This is a genomic window from Siminovitchia sp. FSL W7-1587 (assembly GCF_037963795.1).
GTDB lineage: Bacteria > Bacillota > Bacilli > Bacillales > Bacillaceae_C > Siminovitchia > Siminovitchia thermophila.
The window spans coordinates 2637777-2657260 of sequence record NZ_CP150169.1 but is presented as its reverse complement, the minus strand read 5'-3'; the positions used below and the strand labels follow the sequence as shown (position 1 = coordinate 2657260).

15 protein-coding genes, 1 pseudogene and 1 riboswitch are annotated in these 19484 nt (G+C 43.7%); of the genes and pseudogenes, 4 read left to right on the top strand and 12 right to left on the bottom strand.

Translation table 11 applies throughout. The features are described 5' to 3' along the window. Window positions 1-15: 15 nt before the first annotated feature. The 8 genes and pseudogenes from NST31_RS12460 to NST31_RS12425 all read right to left on the bottom strand — a co-directional run. Window positions 16-2145: pseudogene (locus NST31_RS12460) on the bottom strand (collagen-like protein); the annotation flags it as partial. Window positions 2146-2970: 825 nt separating this feature from the next. Further along, window positions 2971-4593, bottom strand: a complete 1623-nt coding sequence (locus NST31_RS12455; protein WP_339165547.1) for a Na/Pi cotransporter family protein — start codon at window positions 4591-4593, stop codon at window positions 2971-2973. A 1053-nt stretch (window positions 4594-5646) separates the two neighbouring features. Beyond that, the gene (locus NST31_RS12450) at window positions 5647-6303 is read right to left on the bottom strand and encodes a lysoplasmalogenase (protein WP_339160933.1); all 657 of its coding nucleotides are present in this window, start codon (window positions 6301-6303) and stop codon (window positions 5647-5649) included. A gap of 1210 nt (window positions 6304-7513) precedes the next feature. Next, window positions 7514-8527: a ThiF family adenylyltransferase gene (locus NST31_RS12445; protein WP_339160929.1), complete on the bottom strand. Its 1014-nt coding sequence runs from the start codon at window positions 8525-8527 to the stop codon at window positions 7514-7516. Beyond that, complete coding sequence (locus NST31_RS12440; RefSeq protein WP_339160926.1) at window positions 8524-9291, bottom strand: thiazole synthase; 768 nt, start codon at window positions 9289-9291, stop codon at window positions 8524-8526. The genes NST31_RS12445 and NST31_RS12440 overlap by 4 nt, the downstream gene beginning before the upstream one ends. A 2-nt stretch (window positions 9292-9293) precedes the next feature. Next, complete coding sequence (thiS, locus tag NST31_RS12435) at window positions 9294-9494, bottom strand: sulfur carrier protein ThiS (protein WP_339160924.1); 201 nt, start codon at window positions 9492-9494, stop codon at window positions 9294-9296. 14 nt (window positions 9495-9508) lie between these two features. Continuing rightward, window positions 9509-10114, bottom strand: a complete 606-nt coding sequence (locus NST31_RS12430) for a thiamine phosphate synthase (protein ID WP_339160921.1) — start codon at window positions 10112-10114, stop codon at window positions 9509-9511. Window positions 10115-10178: 64 nt separating this feature from the next. Further along, window positions 10179-10288, bottom strand: a riboswitch (TPP riboswitch). Window positions 10289-10344: 56 nt separating this feature from the next. Further along, window positions 10345-10647 carry a 4a-hydroxytetrahydrobiopterin dehydratase gene (locus NST31_RS12425; RefSeq protein WP_339160918.1) on the bottom strand — a complete coding sequence of 101 codons (303 nt, stop codon included), beginning with the start codon at window positions 10645-10647 and terminating at the stop codon, window positions 10345-10347. A gap of 141 nt (window positions 10648-10788) precedes the next feature. Here NST31_RS12425 and NST31_RS12420 point away from each other — a divergent pair, with 141 nt between their 5' ends. Then, window positions 10789-11802, top strand: a complete 1014-nt coding sequence (locus NST31_RS12420) for an LLM class flavin-dependent oxidoreductase (protein WP_339160916.1) — start codon at window positions 10789-10791, stop codon at window positions 11800-11802. Window positions 11803-12400: 598 nt separating this feature from the next. Here NST31_RS12420 and NST31_RS12415 read toward each other — a convergent pair. Beyond that, window positions 12401-13312, bottom strand: coding sequence for a DNA-3-methyladenine glycosylase (locus tag NST31_RS12415; RefSeq protein WP_339160914.1), 912 nt, complete (start codon window positions 13310-13312; stop codon window positions 12401-12403). Window positions 13313-13493: 181 nt separating this feature from the next. Here NST31_RS12415 and NST31_RS12410 point away from each other — a divergent pair, with 181 nt between their 5' ends. The 3 genes from NST31_RS12410 to NST31_RS12400 all read left to right on the top strand — a co-directional run bounded on the left by NST31_RS12410 (window position 13494) and on the right by NST31_RS12400 (window position 15443). Beyond that, window positions 13494-14207: a 2OG-Fe(II) oxygenase gene (locus tag NST31_RS12410; protein ID WP_339160913.1), complete on the top strand. Its 714-nt coding sequence runs from the start codon at window positions 13494-13496 to the stop codon at window positions 14205-14207. Window positions 14208-14323: 116 nt separating this feature from the next. Beyond that, on the top strand, window positions 14324-14908 hold the full coding sequence (locus tag NST31_RS12405; RefSeq protein WP_339165545.1) for a bifunctional transcriptional activator/DNA repair enzyme AdaA: 585 nt from the start codon (window positions 14324-14326) through the stop codon (window positions 14906-14908). 1 nt (window position 14909) lies between these two features. Continuing rightward, complete coding sequence (locus NST31_RS12400) at window positions 14910-15443, top strand: methylated-DNA--[protein]-cysteine S-methyltransferase (RefSeq protein WP_339160910.1); 534 nt, start codon at window positions 14910-14912, stop codon at window positions 15441-15443. Between the two features lie 220 nt (window positions 15444-15663). On the opposite strand, the gene NST31_RS12395 is transcribed toward NST31_RS12400, so the two are convergent. From NST31_RS12395 to NST31_RS12385, 3 genes are all read right to left on the bottom strand, one after another. Continuing rightward, window positions 15664-16545: a DUF1028 domain-containing protein gene (locus NST31_RS12395; RefSeq protein WP_339160908.1), complete on the bottom strand. Its 882-nt coding sequence runs from the start codon at window positions 16543-16545 to the stop codon at window positions 15664-15666. Between the two features lie 980 nt (window positions 16546-17525). After that, a complete protein-coding gene (locus NST31_RS12390) occupies window positions 17526-17723 on the bottom strand; it encodes a hypothetical protein (RefSeq protein WP_339160907.1) in 198 nt (65 codons plus the stop codon). A 162-nt stretch (window positions 17724-17885) separates the two neighbouring features. Further along, complete coding sequence (locus tag NST31_RS12385; RefSeq protein WP_339160905.1) at window positions 17886-19445, bottom strand: ABC transporter substrate-binding protein; 1560 nt, start codon at window positions 19443-19445, stop codon at window positions 17886-17888. Window positions 19446-19484 lie beyond the last annotated feature (39 nt).

Sequence of the window (19484 nt, the reverse complement as noted above, 5' to 3'; positions counted from 1 at the left end):
TGTTGGATTGTTATGCTAGTCAGCTATTCTAACGAGAGTGATACTTGCAGCATTTGGTCCATTAAAAAATTGATTAGCTGCTGTGTTGGTAACAACCAGAGTTAATATATTGCCCGCTGCAAGTCTGAGTATTATTGTATTCGTTCCAGGCTGTCTGCCTAAATTTACAGGAGTAAATATGCTTGTAGTCATTTGAGAGGAAGGCGTAAAAACACCATTTATACTTAAACCAAAGGTGACCGTACTCGAATTCGTATCATTTTGTCCAGTTGCCATATACGTTACCGAATATAAGCCAGCAGTATTTACTTGTACTCCTCCATTAGCTGCCAATACAAGGTCAGGAGTGGTAATTGGATCGGTAGTTGTTAAAGGAATAATTGAATTCGCCGCTAAAATACCTGTTTGAGTGGATCTGTAAAATACTCCATAAGTTGTAATAGCTATGGACGCCGTCGCTCCGGTGGCACCAGTTGGACCTGTCGGGCCAGTTGGACCCGTCGGACCAGTTGGGCCGGTCAACCCGATTGGACCCGTTGCTCCCGTTGGGCCTGTCGGACCGGTTGGGCCGGTCAATCCGATTGGACCCGTTACTCCGGTTGGGCCCGTCGGACCGGTTGGACCCGTTACACCAATTGGACCCGTCGGGCCGGTTGGACCCGTCGCTCCAATAGGACCTGTTGGGCCCGTCGAGCCGGTTGGGCCGATTACTCCGGTCGGGCCGGTTGGGCCAGTTGGACCCGTTGCTCCCGTTGCGCCGGTGGCTCCGGTGGCTCCGGTCGGACCAATTGGACCCGTTGCTCCGGTTGGACCGGTTGGACCAATTGGACCCGTCGCTCCAGTTGCGCCTATCGGGCCGGTTGGACCCGTTACACCGGTGGCTCCGGTCGGACCAATTGGACCCGTTGCTCCGGTTGGACCCGTTGGACCAATTGGACCTGTCGCTCCAGTTGCGCCTATCGGGCCGGTTGGACCCGTTACACCGGTGGCTCCGGTCGGACCAATTGGACCCGTCGCTCCGGTTGGGCCGGTTGGACCGGTTGGACCCGTTGCTCCGGTGGCCCCTATCGGACCGGTTGGACCCGTTGCTCCCCTCGCTCCTGTCGGACCGGTTGGACCCGTTGCTCCCGTTGCTCCAGTCGCTCCGGTTGGACCCGTTGCTCCAGTCGCTCCGGTTGGACCCGTTGGACCCGTTGCTCCGGTGACTCCGATCGGACCGGTTGGACCCGTTGCTCCAGTCACTCCGGTTGGACCGATTGGACCCGTTGCTCCGGTGACTCCGATCGGACCGGTTGGACCCGTTGCTCCAGTCGCTCCTGTCGGACCGGTTGGACCCGTTGCTCCCGTTGGACCCGTCGGGCCAGCTGGACCCGTTGCTCCAGTCGCTCCGGTTGGACCCGTTGGACCTGTCGCTCCAGTAGGTCCCGTCGGACCAACTGGACCCGTTGCTCCTACCGCTCCGGTTGGGCCGGTTGGACCAGGCGCTCCAGTCACTCCGGTTGGACCAATTGGACCCGTCGCTCCCCTCGCTCCGGTTGGGCCGGCTGGACCCGTTGCCCCCGTCACCCCGGTTGGACCCGTTGGACCCGTCGCTCCAGTCGCTCCGGTTGGGCCGGCTGGACCCGTTGCTCCAGTCGCTCCAGTTGGACCAATTGGACCCGTTGCTCCAGTCGCTCCGGTTGGACCGATTGGACCCGTTGCTCCAGTCGCTCCGGTTGGACCAGGCGGGCCCGTCGCTCCGGTTGCTCCGGTCGGGCCGGTTGGACCTGTGGCTCCGGTCGGACCGGCTGGACCCGTTGCTCCAGTCGCTCCAGTTGGACCAATTGGACCCGTTGCTCCAGTCGCTCCGGTTGGACCGGCTGGACCTGTCGCTCCGGTTGCTCCGGTTGGACCAGGTGGACCTGTCGCTCCGGTTGCTCCGGTTGGACCAGGTGGACCTGTCGCTCCGGTTGCTCCGGTCGGACCAATCGGGCCCGTCGCTCCGGTTGCTCCAGTCGGACCGGTTGGGCCTGTCGCTCCGGTCGGGCCTGCAGGTCCAGTAGGTCCGATTTCTCCGGTCGGTCCGATCACACCTGTAGGTCCAGGGTCGCCAGTGGGTCCCCTCGGTCCTGTCGGTCCCGCGGGTCCTGTCGGCCCTGTTGCTCCAACGACAGTCGGGCATGTTATATGGTTGACAACAACACATTCATCACACATAGGACAACTACAACAATTATTAGAACAACGATTGGCTCGCATTTACTATTTACCCTCCAATCTTTTAAATTTTTCCTTCATTAATTAGTGTATTAATAAATAAAAAAAGCGTATAATTCACCTACCTATAATAAAAAATTCAGTCTCATTCTTAATATTGGGTAATTTGATAGATTACACTAGACAACTATGGACTTTGTTTAAAAAGCCCCTTTAAAAAATCAGTCGCAGAAAAAACGATGCGTTTTCCTGCGACTGTTTTTGTATTTATGAGGTCTCATCCTGAAAGAAACTGGCGAATGCCCGCCACTTTCAAGAGGCAGCGCCACGATCTCGAATTCCACGCGGACCTTTTCAAGGCCTCGCAAGGGAATAAGTTGAACGACTAATAGCCCTTGATTGTGACTGGAGTGCGCTTTCTACCTCGACTTTGCGCCGATCGTAGGTTACTGCGTTCTTTTCACATTCAAGGGCTGATTTTGTTTTTTCCTTCATTTCTTCATAGACCGTATTCCAATAGACTCGGTGGACTGCCTTTGGCTTTTTACATCTGGAACAGTCTCCACGGTGGTAGATCTTTTAGCTTTGGAAGTAGCCCGATGTTTCGGTATGAGCGAAAAGCTACTCTGCGTTCATTCGGGTATCATATGAGCAGAGCATTGAGCTCCATGTATATCCAGCTTTGTGTTTCATATGCTTATCAGTGGGAGTTAGAGGGTCAAAAATGCCACATCTGATGAGGCTAAACCCTCCACTAACTGAAAATTCACTTTATTATGCTTCACCGATGACCGCTTCAGCGATGTTGACTGCGTGGTCTCCAATTCGTTCAAGGTTGCTGACGATATCGACATAGACAATACCTGCAGTGCCTGTACATAAATTATCATTGAGGCGTTGAATATGTTTTTTGCGTAATTCCCATTCCATTTTATTAATCAATTGCTCCTTCTCCAGCACTGCCCGTGCACGCGACTCATCATCGGCCTCAAGCGACTCTATAGATTGACGGAGCGTAGAAATAGTTAAATCAAACATCCTGTCCAAATCATTGATAGCCGAATCGGAAAATTTCACCTTTTGTTGTAATTGACTGTCAACGAGTTCCGTAATATTTTCAATGTGATCCCCGATCCGCTCCAAGTCGATGACTGTATTCAAGAGAGAACTGTGGATTTTTATGTCTTGATCCGACAAGGAGTGATAAGAGATTTGAACAAGGTAATCTGTAATAGTTTTGTCCAAGATGTTTAAAGCATCTTCGATTTGCGGGAGCAATTCCCGATGTTTTTTACTCTTGGTCTTATAATAGCCCTTAATTTCTTCCATTCCTTTTTCAACCAGCTCCGCCATCCGAATGACTTCTTTTTTCCCCTGTCCAAGAGCAACCGAAGGAGATTGGCGGATGAACTTTTCACCTAAATGAACCGGTTTATATTCAATTGTCGTATCTTCGCCGGGAACAAGCTTGGTTACGATCCATGCAAGCACTGCTATAAACGGAAATTGCAGGATCGTATTGGATACGTTAAAAAGCCCGTGGGCAAAAGCGATCGTCATTCTTGGATTCAAATCAAGGCTCGCCTGCATGTACTCGATAAAATGAGTAAATGGAATAAATAAAATAAGCACAATGGTCGTTCCAATGACGTTGAAAATGACATGCGTCAACGCAGCGCGCTTGGCTGCCACCGATGCGCCAATGGAAGCCAACACGGCTGTAATGGTTGTTCCAATATTGTCACCAAATAAAACCGGCAAAGCCGCATGCAAGTTAATAGCCCCTTGGTCAAACAATGTTTGCAACAAGGCTATAGCGGCGGATGAACTTTGGATAATAACCGTAAACACGACGCCGGCCAGTACTCCAAGAAGCGGGTTGTCACTGAAGCTGACAGTTAAATCTGTAAAAAACTGCGCATCACGCATAGGCTTCATCGCGTCACCCATTAAGTTCAGCCCAAAAAACAAAGCACCGAATCCGAAAAATACTTGACCAAAGTTATTGACCTTGTGATTCTTAAAAAAGAATATCAAAAAGGCACCCAATGCAAGAATTGGCAAGGCATAGTCCGATATATTAATTCCAATAATAAATGCAGTTGTGGTCGTTCCAATATTGGCGCCCATGATGACGCCAATCGCTTGCCTTAAATTCATAAATCCTGCTGTCACAAGGCCAATCGTCAATACAGTTGTCCCCGAACTCGTTTGCAGGAGAACCGTAACAACAATACCCGTTAATACACCCAAAAAGGGATTGGTTGTAAAACGGTCAAGCAAATCCCTAAGTCCGTCTCCCGCCGCTTTTTGAAGGCCATCACCCATTGATTTGATGCCATAAAGGAAAATACCGAGTCCTCCAAAAAACATGAAAAGAATTGTTTGCAAATCCATTTCTTCAGCCCTTTTTTTCGACATATTTTTGCTCTTTCACCATGTTATATTAAGATACTGTAAAAAGTAAATCAACTTAATGTAAAGATTTTGTAAACGTTTATGGAAATGTTTCAATAAAGCGAGAATTCCAATTCATTCATTTCCGTTGTTAATTGAATGAATATGATTTTGCCGCTATTTCATGTGAATCAAACTTTTGATCAGACCACTGTACTTTAAATGGACACAAATAACAGATTTAACTTTAGCGGATTAAAATAAGATTTGAATCAAATTCAATCTCCTTATAAACTGGTCTGAGTATCATCCCATCGACAGGATTTTTGAAGCAATAACATTTTGGTTTTATTGTAGCAGGCAAAAATGACAGATAAGTTTAGTCTGCTCATGGCGTTTTTTCTTCATTCATGACTTTTTGAATCTCAAAAGGGTTGTTTGTCGGTTACGGATTAGCGGTAAGTATTTGATTATGAGGAAAAGGCGGGGAAAGGATGGGCAGGCCAGCTGATATCCAGGCTGCATGAATACGGATATCTTTGGCAAGGTAAAAGAACTGATGCCTTCGGAGCGGAGCGGCAATAGCCCTTCTCTGGCATGCCCTCCGGCTCCTGGGGTGATGAACCTAAGGCCAAAGATCACCTGTCATTCCTGTTACTAGATCATCACCTAATTCTGTTGTGCCACGAATCATAATACTTTTGAGCAAAACGACTTCCAAGGTCATTTAAAATGTGTATCTAACTCATTTAATATTTTATTATCCTTAGTTCCATCTTTCGATGCATGATGTATAGCATAGTTATTCTCTGCCAAACTAGTAAACAATAATCTTTTTCAATTATATTTTCAGTCACTTCCATATGCTCACAAGTTACCAAATCCCGTTTTTTACCATTAAGTAGTTGTTTAATCAAAAAAACAATATCAATCCAGGGTATCCATGCGAAAGAGAAAGAGGTTTCCAATAGTCGAGTGTACTTTTTTCGTACTAATATGGAACATTACATCCACGATCCGTTCAAACTTCCATTATTTTATGCAAAAACGGGGTTAACTTACCATGCTAAGCGCATTTGCTTTTTTGTTACTCCTGATGCTGTAAGCAATGAAAAATTGAGCGGCATAGTACGTGGACATGACAAGTAAATGCTCGTAGTGTACGGGAGAAACAAAGCGATTCCAGGCTAAAATGGAATCTGAAATAACAAATAAGATACTCCCTAAGGCAAGATAAACATTTCCAGTCATAATAGCGAACCAAGTCATGCTTGCGATCGCAATCATATAAATGCTAACCGGAAAAATGAGAGCCTGTTCTCCAGAGTTTGCAAGTGCTTGAATTAATGCTCTTCCAAACACCCAGGAATAAAGAATGAGAGGAAGAACACATGCCATCCGCCACTTGGAAAACTTCCATTGAAAAGCAAAACTAGCTATATAGAATAAATGTCCAATTAAAAAGGCTGTCAGACCAACAATAAACCAATGTATCGTTCCATCACCAATGGAACAAAAAACGAAGCCAATCAAAAGCAGCCAATGTGCTTTTGTTTTTTGCTTTGGTAATGTAAAGAAAGCGTACATGATAATGAGTATCATTGGAATTAATTTAAAAAACAATTTTAACAGCAAGGGATCAGTCGGAATAATAAGAATATACAAAATGCTTGTCGCCAAAATCAGGACTGGCAAACGCTTCAATTGCAAAAATACCACCTTCCCCTATTTGACATCTTTCATTTCCAAGATACCTGCAAGAACGGCAAATACAAATAGCAGAGAAAACGTATACAATGAATCCTTTTTTTGAAAAAACACTACTAACCAATTTCATCATAACCATTAACTCGATGTAACAGCACTAGCCATTCAAAATGGAGCAAAAGATAAGCTGGAATGCTTATGAATATAGTAAAACCTCTCTTTGGGATTCACCCAACAGGCTGGTGAATATTATTCAATCACTGTAAAGCAAGCGAAATGTCCAATGACAGATATCATTCTTATTTACAGGCGAACGCTTTTTCGCAGGTCAGCTTTAGCCTCCCATCACTCCCGCGGGTCTTCAGCTTCATAAGCAATTTCCTGATGTTCGTTTTTGAACATGAAAGAGCAATGATGACATTCACTCAACTTCCCCCACCGCTGGATATGAAATGCTGTTCTAATGATTTAATTTTCCAATAATTATTAATAATAAGTATAAAAGCTGCAGATGTATTTTGCAACTGAAAACAAACGAAGTAACATGGAGAAAAGCGCGCGCCATGACTGGACAGGGTCTCGTTTTCGAGCCGAACGTGAAAATACTTGTCAGGAAAAAGGCAGTATTATCAAAATCGCTCCCTAAATAACCAAGCTAATGAAGAGTTGGACCCATGAAATGATATGTTTTGCAGTCCATTTCATTTTCCAACTGAGCTTTCCTAATGTCAGATTCTTTCTCTTTCGGAACCAGCTCAAATTGCCTAAAAGCGCAAACTCAAAAAAGAACAGTAGCTCGTACGAGGGATTACAATTCTTTTCTTTCAAAGAGGTGTGCGTTGTGCACGGATGTATAATTTAAAAGAACAAAAGCAACAGCTTGTATAACTTGAATGAATAGAAAAGCAAATTGATCAAATAAATGAGGAAATCTGCCGCTTGAGATTCCTATTATTCAGGAAACACTTTTACAAAGATAAGTCTTTATGCCAACGGCGGAGTCTCGTAGGCCACATTATGCGTCCTTTGCCGTGTAAATAAAAGGCAGTATTTCACATAATAACACTGATTTTGCGGGAGAGCTTGCCCTCCCCACCTCTGCCAACTTTATGAAAATGGTTAAAAAAGAGGCGTCCAATCGACTTTTGGACGCGATCTCTTTATTCAATTTACTGATCCTTTACAGAATAGATCCGCTTTCGCAGACCAATGTCTACCCCAACAGTTTGGCCGCAAGCGATTTAGCTTTCACAATATCTTTCGTTCCATGAATAAGCAGACGGCCATCACGGAACAAAACAATCCGGTGACCGTCAAATTGGCAGGCTACAAGGTGCGGGTTAGACACAAGATCTGTTACAATCGGACGAATGGTTTCAGAAAGCAGGCGCGGCTCGACCATCCTTTCACGCGACAGTGTGAGTTGAACTGTATCCCGTCCGCATAATACCGCTGTTTTTGTTTGATTTTCTTTGGATAAAAACGGAAAGGTCGCTTGTTCTGAACAACTTGGACAATCTGGACGACGCAACGGTCTTACATCAATTGCCGCTTGATCGCCCGTCCAAAGATCAAACGATTTGAGCCTGTGATCTACTTCTTCTCCCACGATATATTTGAATACATTGGTTACTTGATGTGCTGTTACCACTTGAATAATCGGGCTGATTACCCCTGCTGTATCACAAGTGAGTGTTTGCGGCGGAAGCGTATTGAGCAGACAATGGAGACATGGACGGTCGTTCCACCCAATCGAATAGGTCAAGCCGTAGCTGGCGACGACAGCCCCCATAAAGAACGGTATATTTACTTTTCTGGATGCGTCATTCATTAACAATCTCGTTTCGATATTGTCCGTCGCATCCACAATTAACGTCTTTCCTTTGACAAGCTCTTCAGCATTTTCTGCTGTTACATCCGCAACCATCGTTTCAATGTCGACTTCACTATTAATCTCGCCAAGCCGCTTTTTGGCCGCAACCGCTTTTGGCAACTGATCGAGCACATCTTGTTCGGTATAAAGCTGCTGTCTCTGCAAATTACTCCAATCAAGTATATCCCGATCTACAATCGTCAGCTTCCCTACTCCTGCACGAACGAGCATTTCGGCACTTGCAGATCCAAGTGCCCCCGCTCCGATCACTAAAATATGGGATTGAGAAATTTTCTTTTGACCGGCTTCACCGATCGGTTCAAACAGTACCTGTCTCGAGTAACGGCTGTTCACGATGGAAGCAATCCTTCAATAGGACTGCTCGGCACCGCATAATCCCTCTCTTCGATCCGGCCGGCTTCAAATCCGAGCCTTCCTGCTTCAATGGCTAGTTTCATAGCAAGGGCCATCTTCACTGGATCCTTTGCTCCTGAAACGGCAGTGTTTAACAATACGGCGTCCGCTCCCAATTCCATTGCGTAAGCCGCATCCTTCGGAGAACCGATTCCTGCGTCAATAATGACCGGAACAGATGATTGCTCAATAATAAATTTGAGATTTAAAGGATTTAAGATTCCCCGTCCCGAGCCAATCGGGGAAGCGCCCGGCATGACAGCGTGGACTCCCAGATCTTCCAATCTTTTGGCAAGTACAACATCATCTGATGTATACGTAAGTACAGTAAAACCTTCCTCCAACAACATTTCAGAAGCTTTCAACGTTTCAACAGGGTCAGGAAGCAATGATCGGTCACATCCGATAATCTCCACTTTCACCATATCGCATAATCCAGATGCACGGGCAAGTTGTGCCGTCCTGACAGCTTCTTCCGCTGTTTTAGCGCCGGCTGTATTTGGAAGAAGGGTATACTTTTTCAAATCAAGCATTTCCAAGAAATTGGGCTGCGACGGTTCAAATACGTTCATTCTTCTTACCGCGAACGTAAGAATCTCTGCTTCCGACACGCGAACAGCTTCTTTTTGTATTTCAAATGAAGGGTATTTTCCTGTACCCAACAATAATCTTGAGTCAAATGTTTTCTCTCCTATTTTTAACATGCTTATCCTCCTCCTACAAAATGAATCATTTCAATCTCATCTCGTTCACGAATGTGCTTTCCATAATCGGACTTTTGAACAATCTCTTTATTTACCTCGACAATGACAATTCGATTGGACAACTTAAGATGATCGAGCAGCTCTTGAATGGTCGTAACATGTTCAGGCAACTCATACAGCTGACCGTTTAATTTCACTTCCATCTCGCTCCCCCCTCTCAAGTGATTGCCTGCCTGGCGTCATCATAAGCCGCTGCGGCAGATAATGGATCCTTGCTGTCAAAAATCGCTGACATCACGGCTATCCCCGAGGCACCTGCTGCATTCAGTTCGGGGATATGTTCCGGTTTGATTCCCCCAATCGCATAAATCTCTGCGCCATCGTATTTCACACTTATCTCTGAAAACTCCTCAAGTCCGCGCGGCGGCAGATGCCCTTTGCTGGCTGTTTCAAATACATGTCCATATAATAGCCAATCAGCTCCGCCCGCGATTGCCTGATCGGCTTCCTCCGCGGAATGAACAGAACATCCTGCTAATAGTCGGGGAAAACACCTTTTTACCGTTTGCACATCCAACCCGTGCCCCGGAAGATGCACCCTTCGGATATTTGCCGCAACAGCTACATCTACCCGGTCGTTTACGATCAGTTTTTCAGAAGAGACTCCCTCACGCAATACCAACTGGATCAGTTGCATACACTCATCAGCCGTTTTTGATTTTTCCCTGATGATAAAATGATCGACAAACGGCTCTGTTTCCACCATTATTTGTCCTACCTTTTTGATCGGCCACCTATCATTTGTTACAGCGATCAACTTCAACTACATGCCCCCTTTAAACACAAAAAAACCACTTACCATAAAGGAAGCGGCCAAATTTATCATATAAATCGGCATGTCACTTCCCTCCGCAGGTTCCAACCTGTTCAGGTGATAAGGGTATCAGAGTGCGCACTCTTCTCTCAGTCCTTTTCAAGGATTCCCCCAGTGCTTTTGCATATGAATGATTCTTGTAGTAATGATAGCATTAACTTTTCATATTGGAAAGTATTCTAGTTTTCTTTCGTACACTCCTCATAAAATTGATCATATTGATCTGCCATTTCAAAGTCCAGTGTCGTTAAGCCACGGGCTCGCCAAGAAGAAATTTTAAGTGTCACAAGCTTGTAGTCGATTGATATAAATGGATGATGTTGCGCTTTTTCCGAGGCTTGTGCCACTTTGTTCACAAAGTCGATTCCTTTTAAGTAGTCGCGAAAACGGTACTTTCTCGTAATCCATTTTTCATCAACAAGTTTCCAATTTTTATTTTCTTGCAATTTCACCGCTACTTCTTCCTGCGATAAACGTTCCATACAATATCCCTCCAAAAAGAGAAAATGATCATTGGCAAATGACAAAAACTTCCGTTCGACTCGATATGAAAAACGGATCATTGGACGTGCTATTGCAAACACTTTATCATCTTTTATAAGAGAAACCAAGGAGTGATTCCATTGTTACAATCACCTAACATAAAACTGTTTGACGGCATCCCGCTGTCGGTTCTTGATTTGGCTCCCATTACCGAAGGAAGCACGGCAACAGAATCTTTTAAAAACAGTGTTGAATTGGCACGAACTGTCGAAAGCTTTGGATTTAACCGCTACTGGCTTGCCGAACATCATAATATGCCCGGTATTGCCAGTTCCGCTACATCGGTCCTCATCGGCCATATTGCCGGCTCCACGAAATCCATTCGAGTGGGTGCGGGCGGCATTATGCTCCCGAACCATGCGACTCTTGTCATCGCTGAACAATTTGGAACCCTTGAATCGCTGTATCCCGGAAGGATTGATTTAGGACTCGGTCGTGCGCCGGGAAGCGATCAAGCGACTGCTTACGCACTCAGACGGACACTCAATAGGGGAGCTGAAGAGTTCCCGCAGCAAGTGGATGAGTTGGAGGAGTATTTTCATGGAACAGCACAGGTCCGCGCCATTCCCGGTGAAGGACTCAACATTCCAATCTGGCTCCTTGGCTCGAGTGATTTTAGCGCCAGGCTCGCCGCTTATAAAGGATTCCCTTTTTCTTTTGCCAGCCATTTCGCTCCCCAATACACGATACCGGCTATACAGCTTTATAAAAATAACTTTCGGCCATCGAAAACGTTAGCCCGCACTTATGTGATGGTTGGCGTTAACGTCATAGCCGCTGATACAGATGAAAAAGCCGCTTGGCTTGCCACTTCCCAGCAACAGCAGTTCTTGGATCTGATACGCAACATGCCGTCTCAATTAAAACCGCCTGTTGACAATATGGATGAAATTTGGTCGCCGCTTGAAAAAGCCTCTGTTGAACGAACCCTTGATGCGCGCTCCACAATTGTGGGCCGCCCTGAACACGTTCGTGAGAAGCTGCGTGAATTTATAAAAGAAACAGAAGCTGATGAAATCATCGTTAACTCACAAGTTTTTGACCCAAAGGACCGGATCCGCTCATATGAAATTCTCGCAGAGATGTTAGTTTGAGCGTTCTTTTCCCTATTTGTCCCGGCTCCCGCTACGAGCACCATGAGGATTCCGACTGTTCGTGTTACTTGTGACGTTCCATTCATTTGGTCCATAGATCATACGCTTATATTTGATAATTTTGTACAACATTTTCATTTCACACAGCTGATCGCAATAAAGATGTTTCATTCTTCCTTTATCATTGCACAATGGGGCTGAGATAGAATTGGAAAGATCGTGAAAACAAAACCGCCTGAAATCAAGGTTTTAAACTTGATTCCATGCGGTTTATTTCATTTTTACAGAGTTATGTCCAGCCCTTATTTTTGTTAAAAAAATTCCTATCATCGCTACGTCAACATATTTCGCTTTCCGCAGGTCTCTTCAGCTTCCTCGGAAAGCAAAGATCGCTTTCCTGCGGGATCTTCAGCTCGAGCTATTCCCGCAGGAGTCACATATGTTGACTACGCTAAAAGCTTGCGTATGATACACTGGGACAATTGATCCCGCATGTAAGGTGCCGTATGACTCCCACTTCAAAACGTGAGGGTGATACAAAAGGTCCAGACGCTATTTCTTGGTCTCCACTGATCACGCGGCTGCGGGCTCTTCCCCGCTAATAAAGTGTACGCCATAAATAAAAAGTAGCGTACGATTCCCAGTTTTTCCATGAAGCCGATAAGGCCATTATTTCATTTTTGGTTGGCTTTCGATCCATATTACGCAGTACTTTTATTGCATTCATAAGACCTACATCATCGATTGGAAAAGCAGAACCGAATCTAAGACAACGCATTAAAACATAATGGGCCGTCCAAGGACCAACGCCACGAATCTGGATTAATTTCTTTTCGGCATCTTGAAAGCTCATTTTCATTAACTCGTCCTTCGATATCTCTCCACTTTCCATTAGCTTAGCAATGCCAATCACATATTCACTTTTCCGTAGCGTCATTTTAATATTTGAAAAATCACTGGTGGTTCGTTGTGAAATTTGCTTGTACGACGGGAAAATCCAGTATTTTTTTCCTTTCCATTCCATACATTCCCCAAATGCTTCTACAAGCTGTTTTTTTAATGTGTATGCGAATGCGATATTAATTTGCTGTCCCAATACACCCCAACATAAGGCTTCAAATAAGTCGGGAATCCCAATAACCCGCAAGCCGCGAAACTTTTCAACAGGCGTTTTAAGAAGCGGATCGGCTTCTGCTATTTTATAAAATGGCGTTATATCTCGATCAAGATCAAACCATTCGCGAATATATTTGACAATCTTCTCCCTATGCCACTCCTCAACAGGTTGGGCGGCATCCAAAAAACGAATAACCATCTGTTTGTTAGCGATAACGCTTATTTGTATTAAGAATCTAGCTTTTTCAATAGCAATGGCTTTCGTTATAAAACCATCCTCTATTTCATACATGCATTCATTCTTTTCCCGTGTTAAATACCCAAGATTCGCTTCCAGATCAAAATCTTCAGGTAACATTATGGTGATGTCATCTTCAAGTGTACGGAATGTCATGTTATCCATCTCCTCATCCTGGCAAGCATTTTTATGTCCTTATACCGAATTGATGTACATATTATCACATCATCCTCCGATAAAATTTCAATATCTTGCTATTACGTTCTAAAGAACTTATTTTTTATTTCATCTGCCGTTATACTAGATTGTACAAAATCATGAACAAGGGAGAGGTTGAATGTCTTTAAATATAAGGACACGTATTCAAAATGTAGATTGGGCGTCGATTCAAAAAGAATTGGATAAAATTGGATTTGCAAAACTTCCATCCCTGCTAACGATAGAAGAATGCGCCTCTTTCATCGAGTTTTATAAACAAGAGGAGTTATTCAGATCAACTGTCAGTATGGAGAGATACCGCTTTGGTAATGGAGAGTATAAATATTTTTTATATCCACTGCCCGACCCACTACAACAATTAAGAGAGTCGTTGTATGTGGAACTGGCTAAAACAGCAAATAGATGGGCGGGTTACTTAAACCAGCCTGCACAATTTCCGGATCATCTACAAGATTTTCTAAGAATATGTGAATCATATGGACAAACGAGGCCAACCCCCTTGATGCTAAAGTATGAAAAAGGAGGATTTAATTGTTTGCACCAAGATTTATATGGAGATATATTCTTCCCCTTCCAAGTAGTCTTTGGACTCAACAAAAGGGATCATGACTATGCCGGGGGAGAATTTTTACTGGTGGAGCAAATTCCACGTGCTCAAAGCCGGGGTCATGTCATTACGTTGGAACAAGGTGAGGCGCTCATTTTTCCCACCAGCCATCGGCCTTTCTTCGGTAAAAAAGGGTATTATAAAACGAAAATCCGCCATGGAGTCAGTACTGTTACTTCCGGAAAACGCTATGGACTGGGAATTATTTTTCATGATTCGAAGTGAGGTTGCCATTGAATATCTGCAAAATCGTCCATTTCAATGTTTAGGGGGCATTTGCTTAAGAAGGTGAGAGCTTAATGGAAGGCAAACAACAGAATAGCTTTCAAAAGGGTTGCGGAATGCCGGATAACGCCACATTCATGACAAATGAAAGATGGCAAGCGATTATAAACAATGATCCTTCTTACAATCATCAATTTTTCTACGCCGTCAAGTCGACGAGGATATTCTGCAAACCATCATGTAAATCTCGTGTGCCAAAAAAAGAGAATGTCCGTATTTTTCTAACGGCAGAGCAAGCTCTCCAAGCAAATTTTCGCCCGTGTAAACGTTGCAAGCCCACTAACGAGGAATTGCCTGATCATGAGTGGATTGCTCTTGTCACGGAATACATTCATAACCATTTTACAAAGCCATTACATTTAGAAGCGCTGGCAAGTATCGCCCACGGAAGTCCGTACCATTTACACCGAACATTTAAAAAGATTAAAGGCATCACACCTGCCGAATATATACAACAAGTGAGATTAAACGCGGCAAAAGAGTATGTAACTCAAACCAATAAAACGATTACGGATATCTCCATATGTGTGGGAATCCCAAACACACCCTATTTTATAACACTATTTAAAAAGCAGTTTGGCCATACACCTGCACAATATCGTAAACTGCAGCGATTCAAGCGTAAAAAGGAGAATCAATAATATGAAATCAAACCATACATCCGCTATTTACTGGTCTTTGCTAGAACATAAAAATTGGCGTTTTTATATAGCAGCCACATCCAAGGGGCTTGTATATGTTGGATCACCTAACAAACCATTGGAAGAATTGTCTGCATGGGTTGAAAAACATTTTCCGGACAGCCAACTCGTTGAACATGAGAAAAATCTCGCTCCTTATAAAATGCAAATCATCGAATATTTAGAAGGAAAACGGAAAGAATTCACATTTCCAGTTGATTACAAAGGGACGCCATTCCAGCTGTCAGTTTGGAATACTCTTTGTGAGATTCCTTACGGACAGACAAAGACCTATTCCGACATCGCAAACTACCTGAACAAACCAACGGCGGCTCGTGCTGTCGGCGCAGCTATTGGCGCGAACCCCATTATGATCGCAGTGCCATGTCATCGCATTGTTGGAAAAAATGGCGCATTGACCGGCTATCGCGGTGGTCTTGCAATGAAATCCAAGCTTTTGGAGCTGGAAAGTCCGAACTCACCTATGAATAAATGACATGTTCCCACATGATACAAAAAGAAAGAGAGCGCTCATTAGCAAAAAACACACCAAAAAACGATTTGGCATTATCGGTGTTGCGCCTGTTACAACCCCTTATAAGAGAAGCCTTTTTGGCGTTTTTGCGTTCGCGAAACAGGTCCTTTTTAAAATGATTCGCTCCCTTTCTTTCCACCTTGAATGATGAAATGAAGCTCCAAGTCTTTATGCGGTTTTCTTATCCTTTAGATTGCAACACTTCAATATACTCTGCTGCCTTACGCTCCCCTTGTCCCCTCACCTGCATACTTCCATCAAAGTTTTCAATCAGATGAAAGTCTTGGAGAGCGTCAAGGAGCTGATCATCGGTCGGATCTTTGGCAGTCAATAAGGATGATTTGTACAGAGAACATGCCAGATCTTCTTTTACGCTGCCTTCAACGAACAATATCTCTTCGCCTTTTGATTTCTTGAAATAAAGCTGATGGAGATTGAATAAGCGAAGAAGCTCTTCTACAGGTTCTTCATGATCATCGACACGAAGATCCAAATAACGGTCTGTCATCCCGCCGTACCCTCCGTTTTCTTTAACTACCAATAAAGACGCCGATTGCTTTCCACGTCTGTCTCCCCCTGCCTGCTCCCCGCTCATGAGTGCTTTTAAAAGACGGGTGGCCAAATCACCTTTACATGATTGAAATGCTGCGGCCATTGCTTCAACAACTTCTCGCCCCGCTAAAATGTTTCCTTGGCAAGCAAAATGTTTCCCCGACATCCCGCCGGCCCATTTGTAGCATTCATCCCCAGAAAATGTGGCGCTGTTCCCTTTCGCATCGACCATTCCAACCTGACGTAAGGCTTTTTGCTCGTCACATTCAGTGAGGATGCTGATGGTTTCTTCCGCACTTTTCCCACTCTCCATTAACTCCAGCCCTCTTTTTCCATATAAGGGATTTGCCCACGATTGTGTCGCCACAGCACCAGCTCCTGCTTTGGCCCACGGCACAATAGAACCGACTGCGAGGAACTTGGAAACAACGGCTACCCCAAGCTCTTCTGTTTCAGGATCATAACCAACGATCGAATATGTATTTATGAAATCTTTGAATATTTTCATCATAACCTTCCTTTTACTTTATTTGACCCGCACATTTCTTATATAGCCCAAACCAGATAAGTTGCTAAGAGATAAGAGAATGGCCAGCCCGGCAAATGGATAACTTGCGAGACAATACGCTGAATTTCTGAACTCCACTTCACATAGCGCCCGCTCACCTATCGGATGCTTTTTAAGCCTGAGATGGAAGATCATGTTGGAAGCAACTGAGTCTAGTCATCCAACGCCGAGATAAAGGAAGATTATAGACGGATGACTGTTGGACAAAGATCCTAGCGCCGCTATGATGATGCCTTTATGCTTTTATACTTATGTTGAAACGGCCGGAGATATATTCGTAATCGGGTTACCTTATATGTGAAGCCCATCAAGAGTATTGGCTTTTCTACCTTTTTAGCACCTACTGCGCTCTTTATCCTACAAGTACCTTAATGGAGCCTACGTTGGGCCGCCATGACTAATCTATAAACATCAAATCGGGGGAACCAATGCCTTTTCATACAGCTGCCATCGAATCTTATACATCGTAGACAATATAAGCTTCATAGTGTTATTTCTGTTTACCTCTACTAAATCTCATTAATGAAGGACATAGTCAAATTCGATCAAACAAGGTCACCTCCTTTGGCAGAAACAAAGCACAATAAAAGAGTGACTATTATGAAAAATCATATCACAGGTCTCCCCTCTTTAAAAGAACTTACAGTAAGTTTGGAGTACACCCAACCACCTAAAAATGATAAAGGCCATTTTCTAAAATTTGACAATAAAATATAATAGAAATTTTGCTCATTTCAAAGCCTTCGGCACCGGCAACTTTCTGTTGTACTTTTCCACCGAAACGAACATTTTGCCGGTTACATGACAAATGAAAGACAACCCGCTTTGGATCCCAGGCCCTTTCATCGGAACAATTTTCCTTACTTTTATATAACAACTTATTTTATAGCGCTGGCGCCGGCTTTGACCCCTTTACATTTTACTCATTTATCCACTAGAATAGCTGTCGATACCGACTGTGCCAAGACCTTTCTCTCATATAATGTGGACATCTTTTTGCTTCTACTCAGATATCCACATAAAGGGCCGGAACTATTCATGATGGAAAGGCGGATTTTCGTTTTTTGCCGCATCGTCTGTTCGTTTTCCACTAAAATAGCTGCCGATACCGACTCTGCCAAGACCTTTCTCTCATAAATATGTGGATACCTTTTGCTTCTACTAAGATATCCACATAAAAGGCCGGAACTATTCATGATGGAAAGGCGGATTTTCGTTTTTTGCCGCATCGTTTTTGCAATCAAGCCGATCATAACGTTACAAAAAGATTGTTTTCTGTCGATTTATTTCTTTGACTTTGTAACATTCCATAAAATCGGTCCATGAAACATCTCAAAATGTTCCACATTGGTGCGTATAGCGGCAACACTATCATAATCTCCAAATTTGATTGCAGGCAAATAGTTCCAAGATTCATGTTGCAGTTTACCGAAAATTTCTTTAGCATCTTCATCTGATGGAGCAACCATCAATTGATCCAACAATTGATCCATTTCCGGACTATTCGACCAGCCTGTATAATGAATTCTGGAGTCTAAAAAGTTAATTTGCGTTGGGTCTGTTACCGGGTTGTAACCCATTGGCATTAAATCATAAAATGTATCATCTTCCCTAACTTCCATCAATGTTGCCCAATCATATACTTGTAATTCAGACTTGACGCCTATTTTTTTAAGATTTTCCTGAATAACGACCGCGATTTGATATTGATCTTCATAATCTCTCGTTGTTAATATTTTTAGCTTTTCCCCGTTATAGCCAGCCTCTTTGAACAGTTTTTTGGCAGTCTCCGGATCATGCGCTTCATACTGCTCTTTTCCCTGTTCTCTGTACCAGCTTACATACTCTTTCGTCAACAATCCGTGCTCCAATGTATAAAACTTTTCATCGGTGAATGCAGCCATCATCACTTCTTGTTTATCTACTGCAAGGTTTAATGCTTGCCGCGCTTTTTCATTAGAAAACAATCCATTACGCTTATTGAATACAACTGTGCTGAATCCTTCCGGATGGGTCATTGCTTCTATGTTCGGGTCACCTTCTATTGCCGGAACATTATCATATGGAATTTGCAGAGCTATATCGTACTCTCCTGTTTGAATGCCCGCCGTTCTGGTCGATGCATCAGGGACCATATGGAAGTATAATTCGTCAACCATCGCCTCCTTTTTGCCGACCAATCCATCTGGTTCTTTGCGTGGTGATTGATAATCGTCGTTTTTCACTAGCTTTATATATTGATCTTGCTTCCATTCTTCCAGCTTGAATGGTCCTGTTCCAATATATTCCTTAACTCCGGACTTTGGCGCATTTTCAATCACTTCTTTTGGCATAATAGCCGGGAAGTTTATATTAGTGGCTAAAATATATTTGGCGATTGTAAATGGTTTATCCATTTTTAACGTGACAGTATAATCGTCTTCTTTCACAAATTCGGATTTGGAAAAATAGGTGCTTGCCTTGCCATTCAGTACCTTCCAGCGTTCCATGGATGCCACTACATCATCTGCGGTCATTTCTTTTCCATTATGGAACTTGACACCTTTTCTTAATGTAAAAGTGATGCTTTTAAGATCTTCACTTGATTCAAATGACTCCGCGAGTAATGGCGCGGCTTCATTCCTTTCGTTAAAGGCCAAAAGGGTTTCAAAAATATTACGTCCCACATCAGTTGTGGCTACAGAAACAGTTACATGCGGATCCAAGGTAGGAGGTTGTGCCATATACGCAACATTCAATGTTCCGCCTTTTTCATTCTTTCCGCTTTTTCCCGCATCATCAGATGATGAAGCACATCCAACTAACATCATAACTGCCACAAAAGATATCAGCATTTTTTTCATGATATTTCCTCCACTTTTTATTATCTTTCTTTTCCGACT

Coding starts and splice junctions, on each gene's coding strand:
- NST31_RS12455 (WP_339165547.1), bottom strand. CDS start 4,593: ATGGATTTGCAAACAATTCTTTTCATGTTTTTTGGAGGACTCGGTATT.
- NST31_RS12440 (WP_339160926.1), bottom strand. CDS start 9,291: ATGTTAAAAATAGGAGAGAAAACATTTGACTCAAGATTATTGTTGGGT.
- thiS (WP_339160924.1), bottom strand. CDS start 9,494: ATGGAAGTGAAATTAAACGGTCAGCTGTATGAGTTGCCTGAACATGTT.
- NST31_RS12425 (WP_339160918.1), bottom strand. CDS start 10,647: ATGGAACGTTTATCGCAGGAAGAAGTAGCGGTGAAATTGCAAGAAAAT.
- NST31_RS12415 (WP_339160914.1), bottom strand. CDS start 13,312: ATGACATTCCGTACACTTGAAGATGACATCACCATAATGTTACCTGAA.
- NST31_RS12410 (WP_339160913.1), top strand. CDS start 13,494: ATGTCTTTAAATATAAGGACACGTATTCAAAATGTAGATTGGGCGTCG.
- NST31_RS12405 (WP_339165545.1), top strand. CDS start 14,324: ATGCCGGATAACGCCACATTCATGACAAATGAAAGATGGCAAGCGATT.
- NST31_RS12400 (WP_339160910.1), top strand. CDS start 14,910: ATGAAATCAAACCATACATCCGCTATTTACTGGTCTTTGCTAGAACAT.
- NST31_RS12395 (WP_339160908.1), bottom strand. CDS start 16,545: ATGATGAAAATATTCAAAGATTTCATAAATACATATTCGATCGTTGGT.
- NST31_RS12385 (WP_339160905.1), bottom strand. CDS start 19,445: ATGAAAAAAATGCTGATATCTTTTGTGGCAGTTATGATGTTAGTTGGA.